Genomic DNA, 16,237 nt, shown 5'->3' on the forward strand with positions numbered 1-16,237 from the left:
AACAGGGGCTGCCCGCTCGGTGGACACGGGGGTGGTCAGACCGCGGTGAGGGCCAGGCGGATCCAGCGCTGGGCCTCGGCGGTGGCGCGGTCGAGGGCGAGTGCCCCGGGGGCGGTCGCGGCCTGGACGATCAGGCCCTTGAGCAGGCCGACCACCGCCGTCGCGGCCGCGTCCGGGTCGACCTCCGGGCGCACCTCGCCGTCGGCCGTGCCCTGGCGCACCACGTCGGCGACCCACTCGCGCATCCTGGCGTCCAGCCGGGCGACGCCCTCGGTGAGTTCGGAGGAGCCGGCGAGCGCCTCGGCGCCCAGGACGACGAAGGCCCGGCCGAGGTCGGTCGGCTGCCGCACCCCGTCGAGGCAGGCCTGGGCGAAGGCGCAGAGTTCCTCGACGGCGCGCGCGCCGCTGCGCTCCGGCGCGGCGGCGGCCATCGCCTCGGCGAGCGCCGCCTCCTGGAGCCGGGCCAGCAGGGCGCCCTTGGAGCCGAAGTAGTGCGAGGCCAGTCCGCGGCTGAAGCCGGCCTCCTCGCCGACCCGGGCCAGGGTCACCCCGGCGCTGCCGTGCTCGGCGACCAGGCGCGCGGCGGCGGCGAGCAGCGCCCGTTCGGCCCGTTCGCGCCGCTCGGCCTGGGTGCGGCGGGTCGGCTCCGGATGCTCCGCCGGTGCGGGGGAGGGGGCTGTCGGGGAAACGTGCGTGGGCATACCACCATGCTAGGGTGGAACTTGCTTGTTGAACAACAAGTAAGTTCGGATGGTGCGGCCGCCGACCGCGCCACCGCTGTGGAAGGGAACCGGGATGACCGCCACGATGCTCGCCGGCCGGCTCGACGTCGCGAAGGGCGCCTTCGCCGTGGAGGAGGTGCCGGTGCCCACGCCGGGGCCTGGCCAGGTCCTGATCAAGGTCGGCGCCGCCGGCGTCTGCCTCTCGGACGTCCACCTGATCGAGGGCATGCTCAAGCCGCTGCACCTGAAGGGGGACAAGGTCACCCTCGGCCACGAGGTCGCGGGCACCGTGCACGGCCTGGGCGAGGGCGTGCGCACCGCCGCCGTCGGCGACCGCGTGCTGCTCCAGGCCGGCGAGAGCCGCAACGGCGTCGTGCTCACCCGGGGTGTCGACTACGACGGGGGCTGGGCCGAGTACGCGCTGGCCACCGCGGAGACCCTGGTGCCGATCCCCGACGACCTGCCGTTCGAGCAGGCCTGCTTCATCCCGGACGCGGTCTCCACCCCGTGGGCCGCCATCACCGGCACCGGCGCCGTCCGCCCGGCCGAGGCCGTCGGCGTCTGGGGCGTGGGCGGTCTCGGCGCCCACGGCGTCCAGCTGCTGCGTGCCGTCGGCGCCCACCCGATCGTGGCGGTCGACCCGCTGCCCGCCGCCCGCGAGCGGGCCCTCGCCTTCGGCGCCGACGCCGCGCTCGACCCGGGCGACCCGGACTTCGCCGACCGGCTGCGCGCCGCGACCCGGGGCCGTCCGCTGGCCGCCGCGTTCGACTTCGCCGGGGTGGCCCCGGTCCGCGAGCAGGCGATGGCCTCGCTCGGCGAGCACGGCCGCCTGGTGCTGGTCGGCCTGACGGACAAGCCGCTGACCGTCACCAACGGCACCCTCGTCAGCTACCTGCGCCAGCAGATCCGCGGCCACTACGGCTCGGAGGGCAAGGACGTCGTCGACCTGGTCGACCTGGTCCGCGGCGGGCGCCTGGAGTTCTCCCGCTCGGTGAGCGGCACCTTCCCGCTGGCCCGGGCCGCCGAGGCGGTCGAGGCCCTGGAGCAGAAGAAGGGCGACCCGATCCGGCTGGTCCTCACCCCCTGACCGGAGGGGTGGCGTAGCCTCCCCCGTGTGGTGCACGGTGCACCGCACGGGGAGGGGTGCCGGATGCTCGGATGGTGGTTCGTGGTCAAGGGCCCGGCCGTGGGGGACGGCGAGGGCGAGGTCCTCGCCAAGTGGGAGACCGGCCTCGGCGGGCTCCACTGGATCGCCGCCCTGGCCTCGGCCGGGCGGGCGGAGCAGCTGCGGTTCGACGGCTACCCGCTGCGCTACACCGCCAGGGCCGGTGACGTCCTGCCGCTGCTCGCCGACGGCTCGGTGTTCGAGGGCGGGCCCGGTGCCGACCACCGGCCGCGCGAGCTGGACGCCGGGCGGATCGCCGCCTGCCCGCCGGACGCGCTGCTCACCGTCGACGCCTGGGACCAGTCCTGACCGGAACCGGGTCAGCCGGCCGCGGAGATGCGGGCGGCGGCGGTGCGGGCGGCGGCGCGCTTGACGGCCTCGCGGATCCGGGGGTAGCTGCCGCAGCGGCAGACGTTCTGGATCCGGTCGATGTCGGCGTCGGTGGGCGCCGGGGTGTGGCGCAGCAGGGCGACCGCCGTCATGATCTGGCCGGGCTGGCAGAAGCCGCACTGGGCGACGTCGCACTCCAGCCAGGCCTCCTGGACGGGGTGCAGGACGTCGCCGTCGGCGAGGCCCTCGATGGTGGTGACCCGGCGGTCCGCGCAGTCCTTGACCGGCACGATGCAGGGCTGGAACTCCTCGTCGTCCAGGTGGCTGGTGCAGGAGCGGCAGACGCCGACCCCGCAGCCGTACTTGGGGCCGGTGACGCCGAGCTTGTCGCGCAGTACCCAGAGCAGCGGCATGTCGTCCGGGGCCTCGACGGTGACGGGCCGGCCGTTGAGGACGAAGGTGTGGCTGGGCATGGGGGCGCGTTTCCTCGGGATCGTCGAGCAGGGGCGGGGCAGGGCGGGAACGGGGGCGGGGGCGTGCTGCGGGGTCAGAAGTTGATCGGGAAGGATCGCGGGCCGGTGCCGGTCGCCCTGGCGTAGGCGTTGGCCACCGCGGCGGAGGCCGCCGGGACGCCCAGTTCGCCCGCGCCGCCCGGCGGTCCGCCCGGTGGCAGCAGGTGGATCTCGACCACCGGCGGGCTGTGCTTCTGCCGCGCGTAGTGGAAGTCGCCGTAGCTGCCCTCGCGGACGGTGCCGCGGTCGATGTGGTTGCCGGCCTGGAGGATCACCGAGATGCCGTCGATCAGCGCGCCGGTCAGCTGGGCCTCCAGCCCGGTCGGGTTGATCACCGTGCCCAGGTCGGCGGCGATCACCGCCTTGGTCACCCGGGGCTGGGTGGGCTCGGAGGCGTCGAGTTCGACCAGGTAGGCGGCGCGTCCGCCGTTCTCGGCGTGGTAGCCGATGCCCTGGGCCTGGCCCGGCGGCATGGCGCGGCCCCAGCGGCCGGCCTTGGCGACGGTGTCGAGGACGGCCCGGCCGGCCGGGTCGCGCAGCCGGGCGCGTCGGAAGGCCACCGGGTCCTGGCCGAAGCGGCGGGCCAGCTCGTCCACCATGATCTCGTCGGCCACCCGTACGGTGCCGGAGTAGACGGAGCGCCAGCTGCCGGTCGGGATCTCCAGCGGGACCTCGGCGAGCAGCTGGGTCGGGATGCCCACGTCGTACGGGTTGCTCTGGCTGAGCAGGAAGAACGCCTGGGCGACCGACAGCCCGGCGACCTCCAGCTGGAAGCCGGCGGCGGTGAGCGCCTCGCCGAGGCCGTGGCCGAAGTCGGTCCGCACGGAGGCGACCCGGTGCTCGTAGCCGAGCACCTGGCCGAGCCCGTAGGTGGCGCGGATCCGGTGGTGGGTGGCCGGGCGCATCCGGCCGTGGCGCATGTCGTCGTTGCGGGTCCACATCAGCTTGACCGGGCGGCCGGCCGCCCGGGAGATCCGCGCGGCCTCCAGGGCGGCGTCGTAGAACAGCCGTCGGCCGAACGATCCGCCGCCGCGTACCACGTGGACGGTCACCGCTTCCTGCGGCAGGCCGAGTTCGGCGGCGATGGTCTGCTGCGCGACCACCGGGGTCTGCGCGGCGAACCAGACCTCGGCGCGGTTCGGGCGGACGTCGGCGACCGCCGTCAGCACCTCCATCGGCGCGTGGTTGACGAAGGCGAAGTCGAACTCGCCGTCCACGTACTGGGTGAGCAGCGGGGGCACCAGGAACGGCGCGTGCGCGGCGCGCAGCCGCTTCCTGATGTCGGCGTCGGAGAGCGCGGCGACCGGGCCGGGGTGCCAGGTGGTGCGCAGCGCGTCGCGGGCCCTGAGCGCCTGGTCGAACGTTTCGGCGAGGACGGCGACCCCGCTCGGGACGGTGACGACGCCGAGCACGCCGGGCATGGCGCGGGCGGCGGAGGCGTCCAGGGTGGCCAGCGTGCCGTTGATGGTGGTGGGGCGCGCGACGACGGTCGGCACCGCGCCGGGCACGGCGAGGTCCCCGGCGTACTGGGCACGGCCGGTGACGATGTCGCGGGCGTCGATCCGGCCGGTGGGGCGGCCGATCACCCGGCGCTGCTCGGCGGGCTTGGGGGTGGCGGGCACGGCGGGCACCGCGATCGCGGCGGCCGCGGCGGCGAGGTCGCCGTAGCCGGCCCGGCGGCCGTCGGGGGCGAGCACGGCGGAGTCGGCGGTGCGCAGGGTGCCGACCGGCAGCGACCAGCGCAGGGCGGCGGCGGTGACCAGCCGGGCGCGGGCGGCGGCGGCCACCGCGCGCACCGGGTCGTACAGCGTGCGCACCGAGTTGGAGGCGCCGGTGAGCTGGTTGAACAGCAGGTCGGGGCGGCTGTCGGAGAGCGGGACGTCGACGTCGGCGAGGCGGGCGTCGAGCTCCTCGGCGACCATCATCGCGACGGTGGTGGTGAGGCCCTGGCCGACCTCCAGCCGGGGCAGGTGGAGCGCGGCGCGGCCGGCGGCGGTGATCTCCAGCACGAGCAGGTGCGCGGTGGGCAGTCCGGCGACCTGGAGGGCCTGGCCGAGGTCGACGATGTCGGGGACGCCGGGCAGGCCGAGCAGCGGTGACGGGGCCGCCGCGGCCTCGGCGGCCCGGGCGGCGGCGGGCGCGGCGGCGTCCAGGCCGGCCCGGGCGGCGACGGTGAGGGTGGGCGCGGCGAGCAGGTACGTCAGGAAGCGGCGGCGGGCGGTGGTGGCGGGCGGCGGCCCGGCGGCGGGGCCCGCGCCCTCGGCGGAGCCCGCGCCCTCGGCGGGTGCGATGGAGGTGCTGATGGGAGGGCCCTTTCCGCCGGGTGACGGCTCCCGCCGGGCGGGAGGCCGCGAGGGTCCCGCCCCGGTGCCGGACGGCGCTCGCGGGGCGTGCACGTTCTGGTCGTGTTCACGATCGCGAACGGGAACGCGGTCGAGCATAGGAGGGCCCTACTGGCCGGTCAACACGCCTTTCCGGGGCGGGATCGGACAGCTGAACGGATGGCCGACGGGACGGACACGGAGGGCGCGGGAGACGCCGGGTGCGGGGTGGGGTACCGCCGTCCGGGTGACATGAGGCCCGGGGGCGCGCGCCCGACGGGAGGGGCGGGTGGGGGCACGGCCCGGCGCCGACGGGGGTACCGGGCGCCCCACTGGGCCGAGGTGATCGGACGTCAGGTCCGCCGGCAGGTCATACGGTGAATGATGATCTTCGGCCAACGGCCGCACTGTTTCCCGTCAATCCGCCCCTGAAAAAGGGGATTGACGCCCATTCGGCCTGCTCCCGAGAGAATCTCCCGTCGCACATCCCTTCCCCTGTTGATCGAGGCCTGACAGGCTGTCCGGGTTTGCAGAACCGGAGGAGGTTTCGTGTCCCGTATCACCAGCGCGGCACTGGCGGTCACCAGTGCCCTCGCCCTCGTCGCCGGCTCCGCCGCCGCGGCCGTCGCCGCACCGGCCCCCGGCCCGGCCGCCGAGGCCAAGGTGGCACCGGTCGACTGGAAGCCCTGCAACCCCGACCCCACCCAGCCGGACCCCAAGATCTACGACTGCGCCGTCTACCAGGTGCCGCTCGACTACGACCACCCGAACGGCGACACCATCGGCATCGCGATGATGCGCCGCCGCGCGGCCGACCCGGCCAAGCGGATCGGCTCGCTCTTCCTCAACCCCGGCGGCCCGGGCGGCAGCGGCTACCTGTGGGCGACCACCACCCGCTTCGGCAAGGACGTCCAGGACCGCTTCGACCTGGTCGGCTTCGACCCGCGCGGCGTGGCCCGCAGCAACCCGCTCAAGTGCTTCACCACCGACGAGGAGGCCGCCGCCCTCAACGACCGGCTGACCGGCGTCCCGGTGACCAGGGCCGAGATAGCGCAGACCATCGACGCCACCGAGGACTACACCGACGCCTGCTCGCGCAACGCCGGCCCGCTCATCGAGTACATGTCGACCATCAACGTGGTCCGCGACCTCGACCGGATGCGCCGCGCCGTCGGCGACGCCAAGCTCAACTTCGCCGGCTTCTCCTACGGCACCCTCATCGGCGCCACCTACGCGGGCATGTACCCGGACAAGGTCCGCGCGCTGATCGTCGACGGCAACGTCGACCCCAACCTGCGGATGCACAACGGCGTCGAGTACGACCGCCAGCGTGCCACCGGCTTCGAGGTCGCCCTCGCCGAGTACCTCAAGCGCTGCCAGAGCGCCGGTGCCCCGCGCTGCGCCTTCGGCGACGGCGACACCCGCACCAAGTTCGACGCCATCCGCGACCACCTGCGCACCGACCCGGTCACCCTGCCGGACGGCACCCGGGTCACCCTCTCCAGCTTCACCAGCCAGGTCGCCAACGCCCTGTACGCGCAGAGCCGCCAGGCGCCGCTCGCCAAGGCCCTCCAGGGGCTGCACCAGGTGATCCAGGCCCCGGCCGCCGCCCAGGGCCTGGCCGCCGCGGCCCCGGCCGACCCGGCTGCCGTCGAGGACGCCAAGGTGCTCGCGACCACCGTGCCGACCGCGCTGCGCGAGGCCCTGCCGGAGACCCCGTACTCGGCCGACGACTCCTACTACGGCGTCAACTGCCAGGACAAGCCCTACCCGTCCAACCCGTGGACCTTCGTCAACCTGGCCAAGGCCTGGGAGAAGGAGTCCCCGACCTTCGGCCGCTACCAGGCCTTCGACGGCCCGACCTGCTCCTCCTGGCCGGCCCCGGCCCGCGACGCCGAGCGCTTCACCGGCCCGTGGCACCGGAAGACCGCCGCCCCGGTGATGGTCATCGGCAACCTCTACGACCCGGCCACCAACTACACCTTCTCCCAGCGGATGCAGCGCCAGCTGGGCAACGCGGTGCTGGTCTCGGTCGACGTGGTCGAGCACTGCGCCGTCGGCCGCAGCAAGGAGCTGGGCAAGCTGGTCACCGACTACCTGGTGAACCAGAAGGCCCCCGCCCCCGGTCAGCTGCTGAAGCCGGACGTCGAGGCGTTCCCGCCGGTCGCCTGACGCCCGACCTTCCTGAATCAGAACGGCCCGCCCCCGGAAACAGCCTTCCGGGGGCGGGCCGTTCGGCCTCGGGCGGCTCAGACGTCGGTGAGCGGGACGTCCGGGTCGGCCAGCGCCTTCGCGTCCACCGTCCGCCCCGAGCGGACCAGCTCCCGGATCGGGTCGGTGACGTCCCAGACGTTCACGTTCATGCCCGCCAGCACCCGGCCGCCGGACAGCCAGAAGGCGATGAACTCGCGGGTAGCCGGGTCGCCCCGGAACACCACCTGGTCGTAGCCGCCCGGCTCCACCCAGCCGACGTACTCCATGCCGAGGTCGTACTGGTCGGTGAAGAAGTAGGGGACGCGGTCGTACACCGCGTCCTCGCCGAGCATCGCCCGGGCCGCCGTCTGCGGCTGGTTGAGGGCGTTCGCCCAGTGCTCGACGCGCAGGTGGCGCCCGAACAGCGGGTGGTAGGCGTTGGCGACGTCGCCCGCCGCGTGGATGTCCGGGTCCGAGGTGCGCAGGTGCTCGTCCGTCTTGACGCCGTTGTCGACCTCCAGGCCGGCCGCCTCGGCGAGCGCGGTGTCCGGGGCGATGCCGATGCCCACCACCACCGTGTCCGCCGCCACCGTCGTGCCGTCCGCCAGCCGCACCCCGGTCACCCGGCCGCCCTCGCCGGTCAGCTCCGCGACCTGCACGCCGAACCGCAGGTCCACCCCGTGGTCGCGGTGCAGGTCGGCGAAGACCTGCGCCACCTCCCGGCCCAGCACCCGCAGCAGCGGCAGCTCGGCCGCCTCCAGCACCGTCACCTCGGCGCCCGCCGCCCGCGCCGCGGCCGTCGCCTCCAGCCCGATCCAGCCCGCGCCGACCACCACCACCCGGGCGCCCGCGCGGAACGACTCGCGGATCCGCTCGCTGTCCTCCACCCGCCGCAGGTAGTGCACGCCCTCCTGCTCCGCCCCGGGCACCGGCAGCCGGCGCGGCACCGAGCCGGTGGTCAGCAGCAGCTTCGCGTACTCCACCCGCCCGTCGTCGGCCAGCGTCACCGTGTGCCCGGCCGGGTCGACGGCCACCACCCGCGTGCCCAGCCGCAGCGTCACATCGTGCTCGGCGTACCACTGCGGGGGGTGGACGTAGATCTTCTCCCGGTCCGTCCCGCCCAGCAGATAGCCCTTGGACAGCGGCGGACGCTCGTACGGGCGCTCGTGCTCGTCGCCGATCAGCACGATGCCGCCGGTGTACCCCGCCTCGCGCAGCGCCTGCGCGGCCTTCGCGCCGCCGAGGGAGGCGCCGACGATCACGATCGGGCGCTCGCGCCCGCCGCCCCCGCTGCCCGTGCTGTCCGTGCTCATGGTGAACTCCTCGCTCTCCGGCGGAAATCACCGACAGCCTGCCGCCGGACGGCGGAGCTGTCGAGACGGCGTCCGGCGCGCCGCGGCGGCTCCCCCGAACGGGTGACGCGCCGGAGCCCGGAGCACGGTCAGGGCGTCATCGCGTCCCGGACCAGCGCGGTGTCGGTGAACTGCTCGAACCGCACGATCCGCCCGCCGCGCACCGTGAAGTGGTGCACCACCCGCACGGCCAGCGGCCGCCCGGTGGCCTTGTGCACCGCCGTGTACCGGCCCAGCACCACCACGTCCTCCCCGGACACCACGTACCGGTCGTCGTGCACCGTCCACTCCTCCCACTCCGCGGCCAGCCGCTCCATCACCCCGCCGGTCACGCCCTTCGGCGTCCGGTAGGTGCCGGCCAGCGGGAAGCCCGCCATCTCCGTCCACTCCACGTCGTCGGCGAGCGTCGCCCGCAACGCCCCCAGGTCACCGCGCGCCGAGGCCAGGTACAGGCGGCGCACCACGTCCGCCGGGGCCTCGGACTGCGCGAAAGCGGCCTCCGACCGCGGGATCTCGATCATCGCGCTCAGCCCCAGGCCAGCTCGCCCTTGGCGGCCTTCGTCCCGAGATCGACCGCCAGCCGCATGCCCAGCTCCGGGAAGCGCTGCTCCAGCGCCTCCCTGGCCGCCGCCGCGTCCGGTGAGCGGCCCACCTCCGTCTCGAAGGCCCGCAGGTAGTCCCGGGTGTGGTCGATCGAGGAGGTGTCGGTCGGCGCGTCCGCGGTCCGGTGCCCGGCCACCACGAAGGCCGGGTCCAGCGCCGCCATGCCGTCCAGCAGGTCGATCCACGCCGCCCGCTGCTCCGGCGCCGGCGTGTCCGCCGTCCACACGTGCAGCCCCTGGAACAGCAGCACCCCGCCGAGCACCGTGCGGTGGTGGTGCTGCCACAGGTAGTGCCGGTCCGGTAGGTGGAAGTCCGCCCCGCGCAGCTCGAAGCGGTGGCCCTCGAAGACCAGCTCGTCGCCGTGCAGCACCTCGGGCCGCACCAGTCTGGTCGGCAGCTCCGGCCCCAGGTGCGCCCAGGCCCGCACCTTGGCGTCGAAGGTCTCCTGGATGTGCTCGACGGTCGACGCGGAGGCCAGGAACCGCGCCTGCGGGAAGACGTCCTGCACCTCCTGGGCGCCGAAGTAGAAGTCCGGGTCGCCGTGGCTGATGAACACCGTGGTCAGCCGCTTCCCGCCGGCCCGCACCCGCTCCGCGAGGTGCCGCCCGTCGGAGCGGGTGAACCCGGCGTCCACCAGCAGCGCGTCCTGCGGCCCGGTGACCAGGACGGACGTCTTGTTCAGCGAGCTGTCCGGGCTGTCGATGACCTCGAAGTCGAGGGCGCTCATGAGCGTCGTCCTTCCTCTGGGCGTTGTCCTTCCCCGGGACCGGGAGCCGGGCGCGTACGCGTGCCCCGTCGCCCAGCATCGGCGACCCGCCGCCCGCCCGCACCCCGGGCCGGACGGAGCCGGGCGACGGCCACCGCGGCGAGCAGGGTGGCGCCGGCCAGCACCGGCCACAGCACGCCCGGGCCGACGGCGAGCAGCGCGGTCAGGGCGGCCGGGGCGGCCGCGCGGCCGACGCCCGTCGACAGCTCCCAGCGGGCCAGGGCGCGGCCGAGCTGCCCGGGCGGGGCGCTCGCGGTGACCAGGGCGGTGCCCGCGCCGGAGTAGAGGATCTCGCCGAGCGTGAAGAGGACGGACACCAGCGCCACGCCGGCCGCCCCGGCGGTGCCGCCGAGCGAGCCGGCCGCCCAGAAGCCCAGGTAGGAGAGGGCGAGCGCGACGCCGCCGGCGGCCAGCACGGTGTGCCGGGAGCGCTGCGCGAGCCGGAGCACCACGGCCAGCTGGAGGGTGATCACCAGCACCGTGTTGCCCACGAACACCCCCGAGGACCAGGCCGCGGAAGCGTGCAGATGCAGCACCAGCAGGGCGGGCAGGGCCACCTCCAGGACGTCGAAGCAGAACGCGAAGGGCAGGTTGGCGACGCTGAGCGCGGTGATCCGGCGCAGCGCGGGGTCCTCGACGCGGCCGGACCCGGCGGGGGCCGGGGACGCCGGGGAGCTCGGGGACTCCGGGGAGGTCGCGGACGCCGGGGGAGCCGGGGGAGCCTGCGGCGCCCGGGGAGCGGTCACCCGCAGCGAGTGCACCAGCACCGCCGACAGCAGGCAGGCCGCGCCGGTCACCCCCGCGAGCAGCCGCAGCGCCCCCGGGCCGCCCGCCACCGCGAGCGTCGCCAGCAGCGCGCCCGCGCCCAGCCCGGCGTTGCGCAGCGTCCGCCCGGCGGCCAGCGCGGCGTCCCGGGTGCGGCCCTCGGTCAGCGTCGCGACGACCGCGGCGTGGGTGGCCGGCCAGGACTGGCTGCCCACCCCGAGCAGCACGGCCGCCGCCGCGAACCCCGCCGGGCCGTCGGCCGCCAGCAGCGCCACCGACCCGGCCGCCCGCACCAGCATGGTCGCCGCCGCCGGCAGGCTGCGCGCGCCCCGGTCGATCCACCGGCCGGTCACCGGGAGGACGAGCAGGCCCGCGACCATCCCGGCGGACATCGCGAGGCCCGCCGCCCCGGCGTCCAGCCCGAGCACCCCGATGCCGTAGAGCAGCAGGAACGGCCGCAGCAGACCGGTGCCGAGCGCGTCCACCAGCAGCGCCGCCGCGTAGCGCGGGCCGCCCGCTGAGGTGAGCAGGCCGAGCAGGGCGGCCGGGCCGCTGCGGGGTTCCGGGGCGCTCCGGGGTCCTGGGGCGCTGCGGGCTTCCGGGCCGAGGGGCGGCTTCTTCGGGCTCTGGATCAGGGTCATGAGCGGTACCGTCGGTCCGGGACCTTCCCCCGGGCACGCGGATTGACGACTACCGTCAATCCGGGGCGGGCGCCCCCGGCGCGGATGACAGGATCGGGACCGTGAGCCTGACCATCGACATCACCGACCTGCCCGACGAACGCCTGCTGTTCACCCCCTCGCCGCTGGCCGAACTCAGCGCGATGCTGCACGTGCTCGCCGAACCCGCGCACCACCCCGCCCTGCACGGCTGGGCGGCGAGCACCACGGCGGCCGTCCCGCCCGCGCTCGCCGAACGGCTCGCCGAGGCCGCCTTCGTCTGGCGCTCCTCGCGCGCCGACTTCCTCGTCCCCGGCCTGCCCGGCGCGACGCTCACCGAGGAACTGGACGCCGTCGACCGGATCGACGACGAGCAGTACGTACGGGCCGCACTCGTGATGACCTGCGGCGCCTCCCGGCTGGCAGGCCGCCTCGCCTCGCCGCTCACCGACCCGGTCGCGCAGGAGCGGGCCCGCGAACTGGCCCTGGCCCGCGGACCCCGGCAGGCCGAGTTCGCCGACCGGCTGCTCACCGACCCGCCCGCCGTCAGGGCGCTGGTGCGGCGGATGCTGGAGGACTGCGTGGACGCGTTCTTCGCCGACGCCTGGCGGCGGGTGCTGCCCGAACTCGCCGCCGACGCCCGCCGCAAGACCGACCTGCTGGTGCGGCACGGCGCGGCCGAGGCACTGGCCGCCGTCTCCGCCTCGGTGCAGTTGGAGGACAGCGGCGAGGGGCGGCGCCGGATCGTCATCGACAAGCTCCAGGACAACACCACCAGCGGGAGCGCCGCCGGCGGCGTCACCTTCGTCCCGACCGCCTTCGGCCGCCCGCACCTGCTGGTGGTCTCCGCGCCCGGCTGGCGTCCGGTGGTGCAGTACCCCGTCGCCGAGCAGGGCGTGCCCGAGCCGGTGTCGCTCGCCGTGGTCCAGCAGCGGCTGGAGGCGCTCGCCCACCCCGTGCGCCTGCGGCTCGCCCGCACCATCGCCCGCGGCCCGCACACCACGGGCGAGCTCGCCGCCGCCTGGCAGCTCAGCGCGCCCGAGGTCTCCCGGCACCTGGCGGTGCTCCGCAGGGCCGGGCTGCTGACCACCCATCGGCGCGGCCGGTACATGCTGTACCAGCTCGACCTCGCGGGCAGCGCCCGGCTCGGCACCGACCTGCTGGAGGCGGTGCTGCGGTGAGGGGGAACACGGGTGCGACGGGGCGCGTTGGGGCGGTCATGACCAGTGACGACGCCGCCGGCGCCCCCGAGATCCTCCGCTACGCCGCCTTCTCCGCCGACCCCGAGGGCGGCAACCCGGCGGGCGTGGTGCTCGACGCCGCCGGCCTGTCCGACGGGCGGATGCTCGCCATCGCCGCCGAGGTCGGCTACTCGGAGACCGCCTTCCTGACGCCCGACCCGGCGGGCGGCTACGCGGTGCGCTACTTCAGCCCGCTGGCGGAGGTGCCGTTCTGCGGCCACGCCACCGTCGCCTCCGCCGTCGCGCTCGCCGAGCGGGTCGGCCCGGGGCGCTACCTCTACCGCACGGCGGCGGGCGAGGTACCGGTCGAGGTGGCCGAGGACGCCGACGGCACCCTGCGCGCCACCCTCACCAGCGTCGAGCCGCACGTCACGGAGACCGGCGAGGCCGACGTCGCGGAGGCGCTCGCCCAGCTCGGCTGGGCACCCGGCGACCTCGACCCCGCGCTGCCGCCCCGTTACGCCTACGCGGGCGCCCGGCACCTGGTGCTGGCCGCCGCGACCCGTGAGCGGCTGGCGCGACTCGCCTACGACTTCGACGGCCTCGCCGCCTTCATGACCGCCCGCGACCTGACCACCGTCCAACTGGTCTGGCGCGCCGCCCCCGACGTCTTCCACGTCCGCGACCCCTTCCCGGTCGGCGGCGTCGTCGAGGACCCGGCCACCGGCGCGGCCGCCGCCGCCTTCGGCGCCTACCTGCGCGCCCTGGACCCCGCCGCCGCCCCGGCCACCGTCACCCTCCACCAGGGCGAGGACCTCGGCCGCCCCGGCACCCTCCACGTCGACCTGCACTCGGCCTCCCCCCGGGTGCGGGTCTCCGGCGCGGCGGTGGCCATCCCGTAGGCCCAGGGGGCTGGTGGCTTCAGGAGGCCGGTTGCGGGGCACGGGGGTCGCCGAACACGAGGGCCACCCAGGCGTCGAGCCGGCGGCCGAAGGCAGCGGCCGAGCCGATCCCCGCGCCCGGGAGCGCCCCGGCGCCGCCCGCACCGGTGGTGAAGTCGGCATCGGCCCAGCCGCCCCGGAAGAGCACCACGGACAGCAGGGCGTCCGCAGGGCCGGAGAGCAGGACACCCACCGCGTCGGGCTCCACCACCGTGACCGGTCCGTCTCCAGCCGGCGCGGACCCGACGTGGCCCCCGCACGCCAGGTCACCCGCTCCACCACCAGCCCGGCAGCCGCCCACCCGGGCCGCCGCGCGGCCACCACGGCGGCCGCCTCGTCGAGGGCCACAATGCTTTCCACGGGATGGATCATGCCCGCCCGCGGCGGCGGGGAGGCTGCCGAGCCGGGCACCGTCCGCACCGTGATCAAGTACTACCCGGTCAGGCGCGGGCGGGTACTGCCGATGGCGCGGCTCGCGGAAGGCCTGCTGCCGGGCCGGGCTTCCTCACCACGGTGCGGCTGCGGACGAGCCTGACCGGAACGACGTTCGAGGTGCGCCCGGCCTGGATGGCCGCCGGCATCGTGCTGCCGGCCTGCGTCAGGCGGGGGTTCACCCGCAGACTGCCGGGGCTGCGGACGGAGGAGTCGGGGACGGCGACCGGCCCGGGAGCGCGCGCCGCCGCGGACAGCGCGGCCGATGCGCCGGAGGTGCCGCCGGGGCCGGTGACTCAGGGGGAGGCCTCGGCGGCCGCCGCCTCCTCCGTCCAGACGCCTTCGGGGTGGTCGCCGACCGGCAGCCACAGGCGTGGCTGCGCCCGGCAGCCGGGGGAGGCGTCCGGGTCCCAGGGCCAGCGGCGGTTCCGGTCGGGCCAGACCAGTTGCAGCACGGGGACGGGAACGCGGCGGTAGAAGCCGGCGGCCGTCCCCAGCAGGGGCCGGTGCCAGCTGGGGTCGACGGGCTTGACCAGCACCGGGTAGCCCTCGATCACCCCGTCCAGCAGGCTCTCCGGACCGGCGGACGCGCCCTCGCGCAGCCGGGCCGCGGCCTCGTTGAGCCAGTGCATCTGGCCGTGTGCGTCCAGGCCGGCCATGGTCAGCTCGGGGAGGCGCGAGGTGTGCCAGAGACCCACGGTGAAGGCCCAGTCCGGGAGGTCCCCCTCGCCGGGGATGCCGACCACGTGGTGGCCGTGGGCCAGGACGTCCTCCGCGGTGCGGCGCCAGTGACGGGAGACGCCGGGCGCACCGCGGCGGCGGAGCACCGATCGGGCGGCGCCGGAGCGCTCCGCGCTGTCGGCGGCGCAGATCACGCAGGGACAGGTCGCAGCCGTCGTGGGGGTCGGGGGTGTGGCCATGGGGGCCATCACAGCACGCGGTCGGGCCGGGCGGTCCGGCGGGGCTGCCGCAGTGGGACGCTGCCCGGAAAACCGGTCGCGCTCGGCCGGGCGGCTGGGGGAGGCTGCGCGGATGGATCATGGGAACGGGCGGACCGTCGGTGTCCACCTCACGTACGGCGGCGAGTACCTCGGGGCGGTCGGCCCCTTCGAGGTCGAGGTGCCGTGGTGGTCGGCGGTCGGGGTGGTGGCGGAGCGGGTCTCGGCGGAGGTGGGGGTGCCGGTGGTGGTGGTCCGGCTCGTCCGGGTGACCGGTGGGGAGGGCGGCCACGGCGGGCACACCGTCTACCACGTCGAGGCGCTGGAGCGCCCGGACGGGCGGGCGGTGCGGCAGCCGGACGACGGGACCGCGGTGCTGCTGGGGCCGGCCGACCGGCGGGCCGCCTGGGCCGCGCCGGAGGGGCTGCGGGCGGCGCTGGACTGGGCGGAGCGGGCGCTGGCGGCGGCCGGACGGCCGCTCACCGGGCGTGCCGAGCAGGTCCGCAGCTGGAACCTGTCCGGGCTGTTCCGGCTCCCCACCGCCGCCGGCCCGGCCTGGCTGAAGGTGATCAACCCGGCGTTCAACGCCCGGGATGCGGAGGTGATCGCGCTGTTCGGCGCCGCCGACCCGGAGCTGGTGCCGGTGGTGCTCGCCGCCGACCCGGCGAACGGGCGGGTGCTGCTCGACGAGGTGCCGGGGGAGGACTGCTGGGGCCCGTCGGAGGCGGAGGTGGCGGACGTCGTGCCGCGGCTGGTCGCCGCCCAGGCGACGCTCGCGGCCGACGGCCGGGCCGCCGGGGCCGGGCTGCGCGACCGCACCCCGCGCGCGCTGGCCGCCGCCGTTCCCGCGCTGCTCGACCGGCTCGCCGCCGAGCCGCAGCCGGGCGGGTCGCGGCTGACGGCCCAGGAGCTGGCCGCCGCCCGGGCGCTGGCCGCTCGGCTGCCCGCCCTGGCCGGGGAACTGGCCGCGTGCGGGCTGCCGGAGACCGTGGTCCACGGCGACTTCCACCCCGGCAACTGGCGCTCCGACGGCGGGCGGCCGGTCGTCATCGACTACGCGGACGCCTGCCTCGGCCACCCGGTGGCGGACGGGCTGCGGCCCCGGGCGTTCCTGGACGACGAGGGGTGGGCCCGGGCGGCCGGGGAGTGGGCCCGCGCCTGGCGCGAGCGGGTGCCGGGCTGCGAGCCGGAGCGGGCGCTGGAGCTGGCGGGGCCGCTGTTCCACCTCGGCTGCGCGCTGCGGTACCAGGAGTTCCTGGACCACATCGAGGACAGCGAGCGCCCGTACCACGAGGGCGATCCGGCGGCCGAGGTCAGGCGCGCCCTGGAAGCGGCCCGCTGACACCCCCTCGGGTGC

Annotated in this window: 15 protein-coding genes; 6 read left to right on the forward strand and 9 right to left on the reverse strand. The window is 76.0% G+C overall.

Annotated features, from left to right (window positions below):
• Positions 1 to 35 precede the first annotated feature (35 nt).
• Positions 36 to 701: a TetR/AcrR family transcriptional regulator gene (locus ACFU74_RS20365; protein ID WP_380758594.1), complete on the reverse strand. Its 666-nt coding sequence runs from the start codon at positions 699 to 701 to the stop codon at positions 36 to 38.
• Between the two features lie 94 nt (positions 702 to 795).
• On the opposite strand from ACFU74_RS20365, the gene ACFU74_RS20370 reads away from it, so the two are divergent.
• Both ACFU74_RS20370 and ACFU74_RS20375 read left to right on the forward strand, forming a co-directional pair.
• Positions 796 to 1,809: a zinc-binding dehydrogenase gene (locus ACFU74_RS20370; RefSeq protein WP_380758596.1), complete on the forward strand. Its 1,014-nt coding sequence runs from the start codon at positions 796 to 798 to the stop codon at positions 1,807 to 1,809.
• Positions 1,810 to 1,872: 63 nt separating this feature from the next.
• Positions 1,873 to 2,196, forward strand: a complete 324-nt coding sequence (locus ACFU74_RS20375; protein ID WP_380758598.1) for a hypothetical protein — start codon at positions 1,873 to 1,875, stop codon at positions 2,194 to 2,196.
• Positions 2,197 to 2,207: 11 nt separating this feature from the next.
• Here the strand turns inward: ACFU74_RS20375 and ACFU74_RS20380 are convergent, their stop codons facing one another.
• Complete coding sequence (locus ACFU74_RS20380) at positions 2,208 to 2,690, reverse strand: (2Fe-2S)-binding protein (protein ID WP_380758600.1); 483 nt, start codon at positions 2,688 to 2,690, stop codon at positions 2,208 to 2,210.
• A 74-nt stretch (positions 2,691 to 2,764) separates the two neighbouring features.
• Positions 2,765 to 5,125 carry a xanthine dehydrogenase family protein molybdopterin-binding subunit gene (locus ACFU74_RS20385; RefSeq protein WP_380758602.1) on the reverse strand — a complete coding sequence of 787 codons (2,361 nt, stop codon included), beginning with the start codon at positions 5,123 to 5,125 and terminating at the stop codon, positions 2,765 to 2,767.
• Between the two features lie 474 nt (positions 5,126 to 5,599).
• On the opposite strand from ACFU74_RS20385, the gene ACFU74_RS20390 reads away from it, so the two are divergent.
• Positions 5,600 to 7,222 (forward strand): alpha/beta fold hydrolase, encoded by a 1,623-nt coding sequence (locus ACFU74_RS20390; RefSeq protein ID WP_380758604.1) that lies wholly within the window; start codon positions 5,600 to 5,602, stop codon positions 7,220 to 7,222.
• A gap of 77 nt (positions 7,223 to 7,299) precedes the next feature.
• On the opposite strand, the gene ACFU74_RS20395 is transcribed toward ACFU74_RS20390, so the two are convergent.
• The 4 genes from ACFU74_RS20395 to ACFU74_RS20410 all read right to left on the reverse strand — a co-directional run bounded on the left by ACFU74_RS20395 (position 7,300) and on the right by ACFU74_RS20410 (position 11,370).
• A complete protein-coding gene (locus tag ACFU74_RS20395) occupies positions 7,300 to 8,556 on the reverse strand; it encodes an NAD(P)/FAD-dependent oxidoreductase (RefSeq protein WP_380758606.1) in 1,257 nt (418 codons plus the stop codon).
• A gap of 128 nt (positions 8,557 to 8,684) precedes the next feature.
• Positions 8,685 to 9,116 carry a nuclear transport factor 2 family protein gene (locus ACFU74_RS20400; RefSeq protein ID WP_380758608.1) on the reverse strand — a complete coding sequence of 144 codons (432 nt, stop codon included), beginning with the start codon at positions 9,114 to 9,116 and terminating at the stop codon, positions 8,685 to 8,687.
• Positions 9,117 to 9,121: 5 nt separating this feature from the next.
• Positions 9,122 to 9,925: an MBL fold metallo-hydrolase gene (locus tag ACFU74_RS20405; RefSeq protein WP_380758610.1), complete on the reverse strand. Its 804-nt coding sequence runs from the start codon at positions 9,923 to 9,925 to the stop codon at positions 9,122 to 9,124.
• Positions 9,922 to 11,370 carry an MFS transporter gene (locus ACFU74_RS20410; protein WP_380758612.1) on the reverse strand — a complete coding sequence of 483 codons (1,449 nt, stop codon included), beginning with the start codon at positions 11,368 to 11,370 and terminating at the stop codon, positions 9,922 to 9,924. Before ACFU74_RS20410 ends, ACFU74_RS20405 begins: the two co-directional genes overlap by 4 nt.
• Positions 11,371 to 11,471: 101 nt before the next feature.
• Here ACFU74_RS20410 and ACFU74_RS20415 point away from each other — a divergent pair, with 101 nt between their 5' ends.
• Together ACFU74_RS20415 and ACFU74_RS20420 are read left to right on the forward strand one after the other, a co-directional pair.
• A complete protein-coding gene (locus ACFU74_RS20415) occupies positions 11,472 to 12,569 on the forward strand; it encodes a DUF5937 family protein (protein ID WP_380758614.1) in 1,098 nt (365 codons plus the stop codon).
• A 38-nt stretch (positions 12,570 to 12,607) separates the two neighbouring features.
• Positions 12,608 to 13,471: a PhzF family phenazine biosynthesis protein gene (locus ACFU74_RS20420; protein ID WP_380758616.1), complete on the forward strand. Its 864-nt coding sequence runs from the start codon at positions 12,608 to 12,610 to the stop codon at positions 13,469 to 13,471.
• 19 nt (positions 13,472 to 13,490) lie between these two features.
• On the opposite strand, the gene ACFU74_RS20425 is transcribed toward ACFU74_RS20420, so the two are convergent.
• Positions 13,491 to 13,721, reverse strand: a complete 231-nt coding sequence (locus ACFU74_RS20425) for a hypothetical protein (protein ID WP_380758617.1) — start codon at positions 13,719 to 13,721, stop codon at positions 13,491 to 13,493.
• 517 nt (positions 13,722 to 14,238) lie between these two features.
• Positions 14,239 to 14,862 (reverse strand): DUF4262 domain-containing protein, encoded by a 624-nt coding sequence (locus tag ACFU74_RS20430; RefSeq protein WP_380758620.1) that lies wholly within the window; start codon positions 14,860 to 14,862, stop codon positions 14,239 to 14,241.
• A gap of 112 nt (positions 14,863 to 14,974) precedes the next feature.
• Between ACFU74_RS20430 and ACFU74_RS20435 the strand changes: the two genes are divergently transcribed.
• Positions 14,975 to 16,222, forward strand: a complete 1,248-nt coding sequence (locus tag ACFU74_RS20435; RefSeq protein ID WP_380758622.1) for a phosphotransferase family protein — start codon at positions 14,975 to 14,977, stop codon at positions 16,220 to 16,222.
• The last annotated feature ends 15 nt before the right edge of the window (positions 16,223 to 16,237 follow it).

The sequence above is a fragment of the Kitasatospora sp. NPDC057500 genome (genome assembly GCF_042802195.1).
Taxonomy (GTDB): domain Bacteria; phylum Actinomycetota; class Actinomycetes; order Streptomycetales; family Streptomycetaceae; genus Kitasatospora.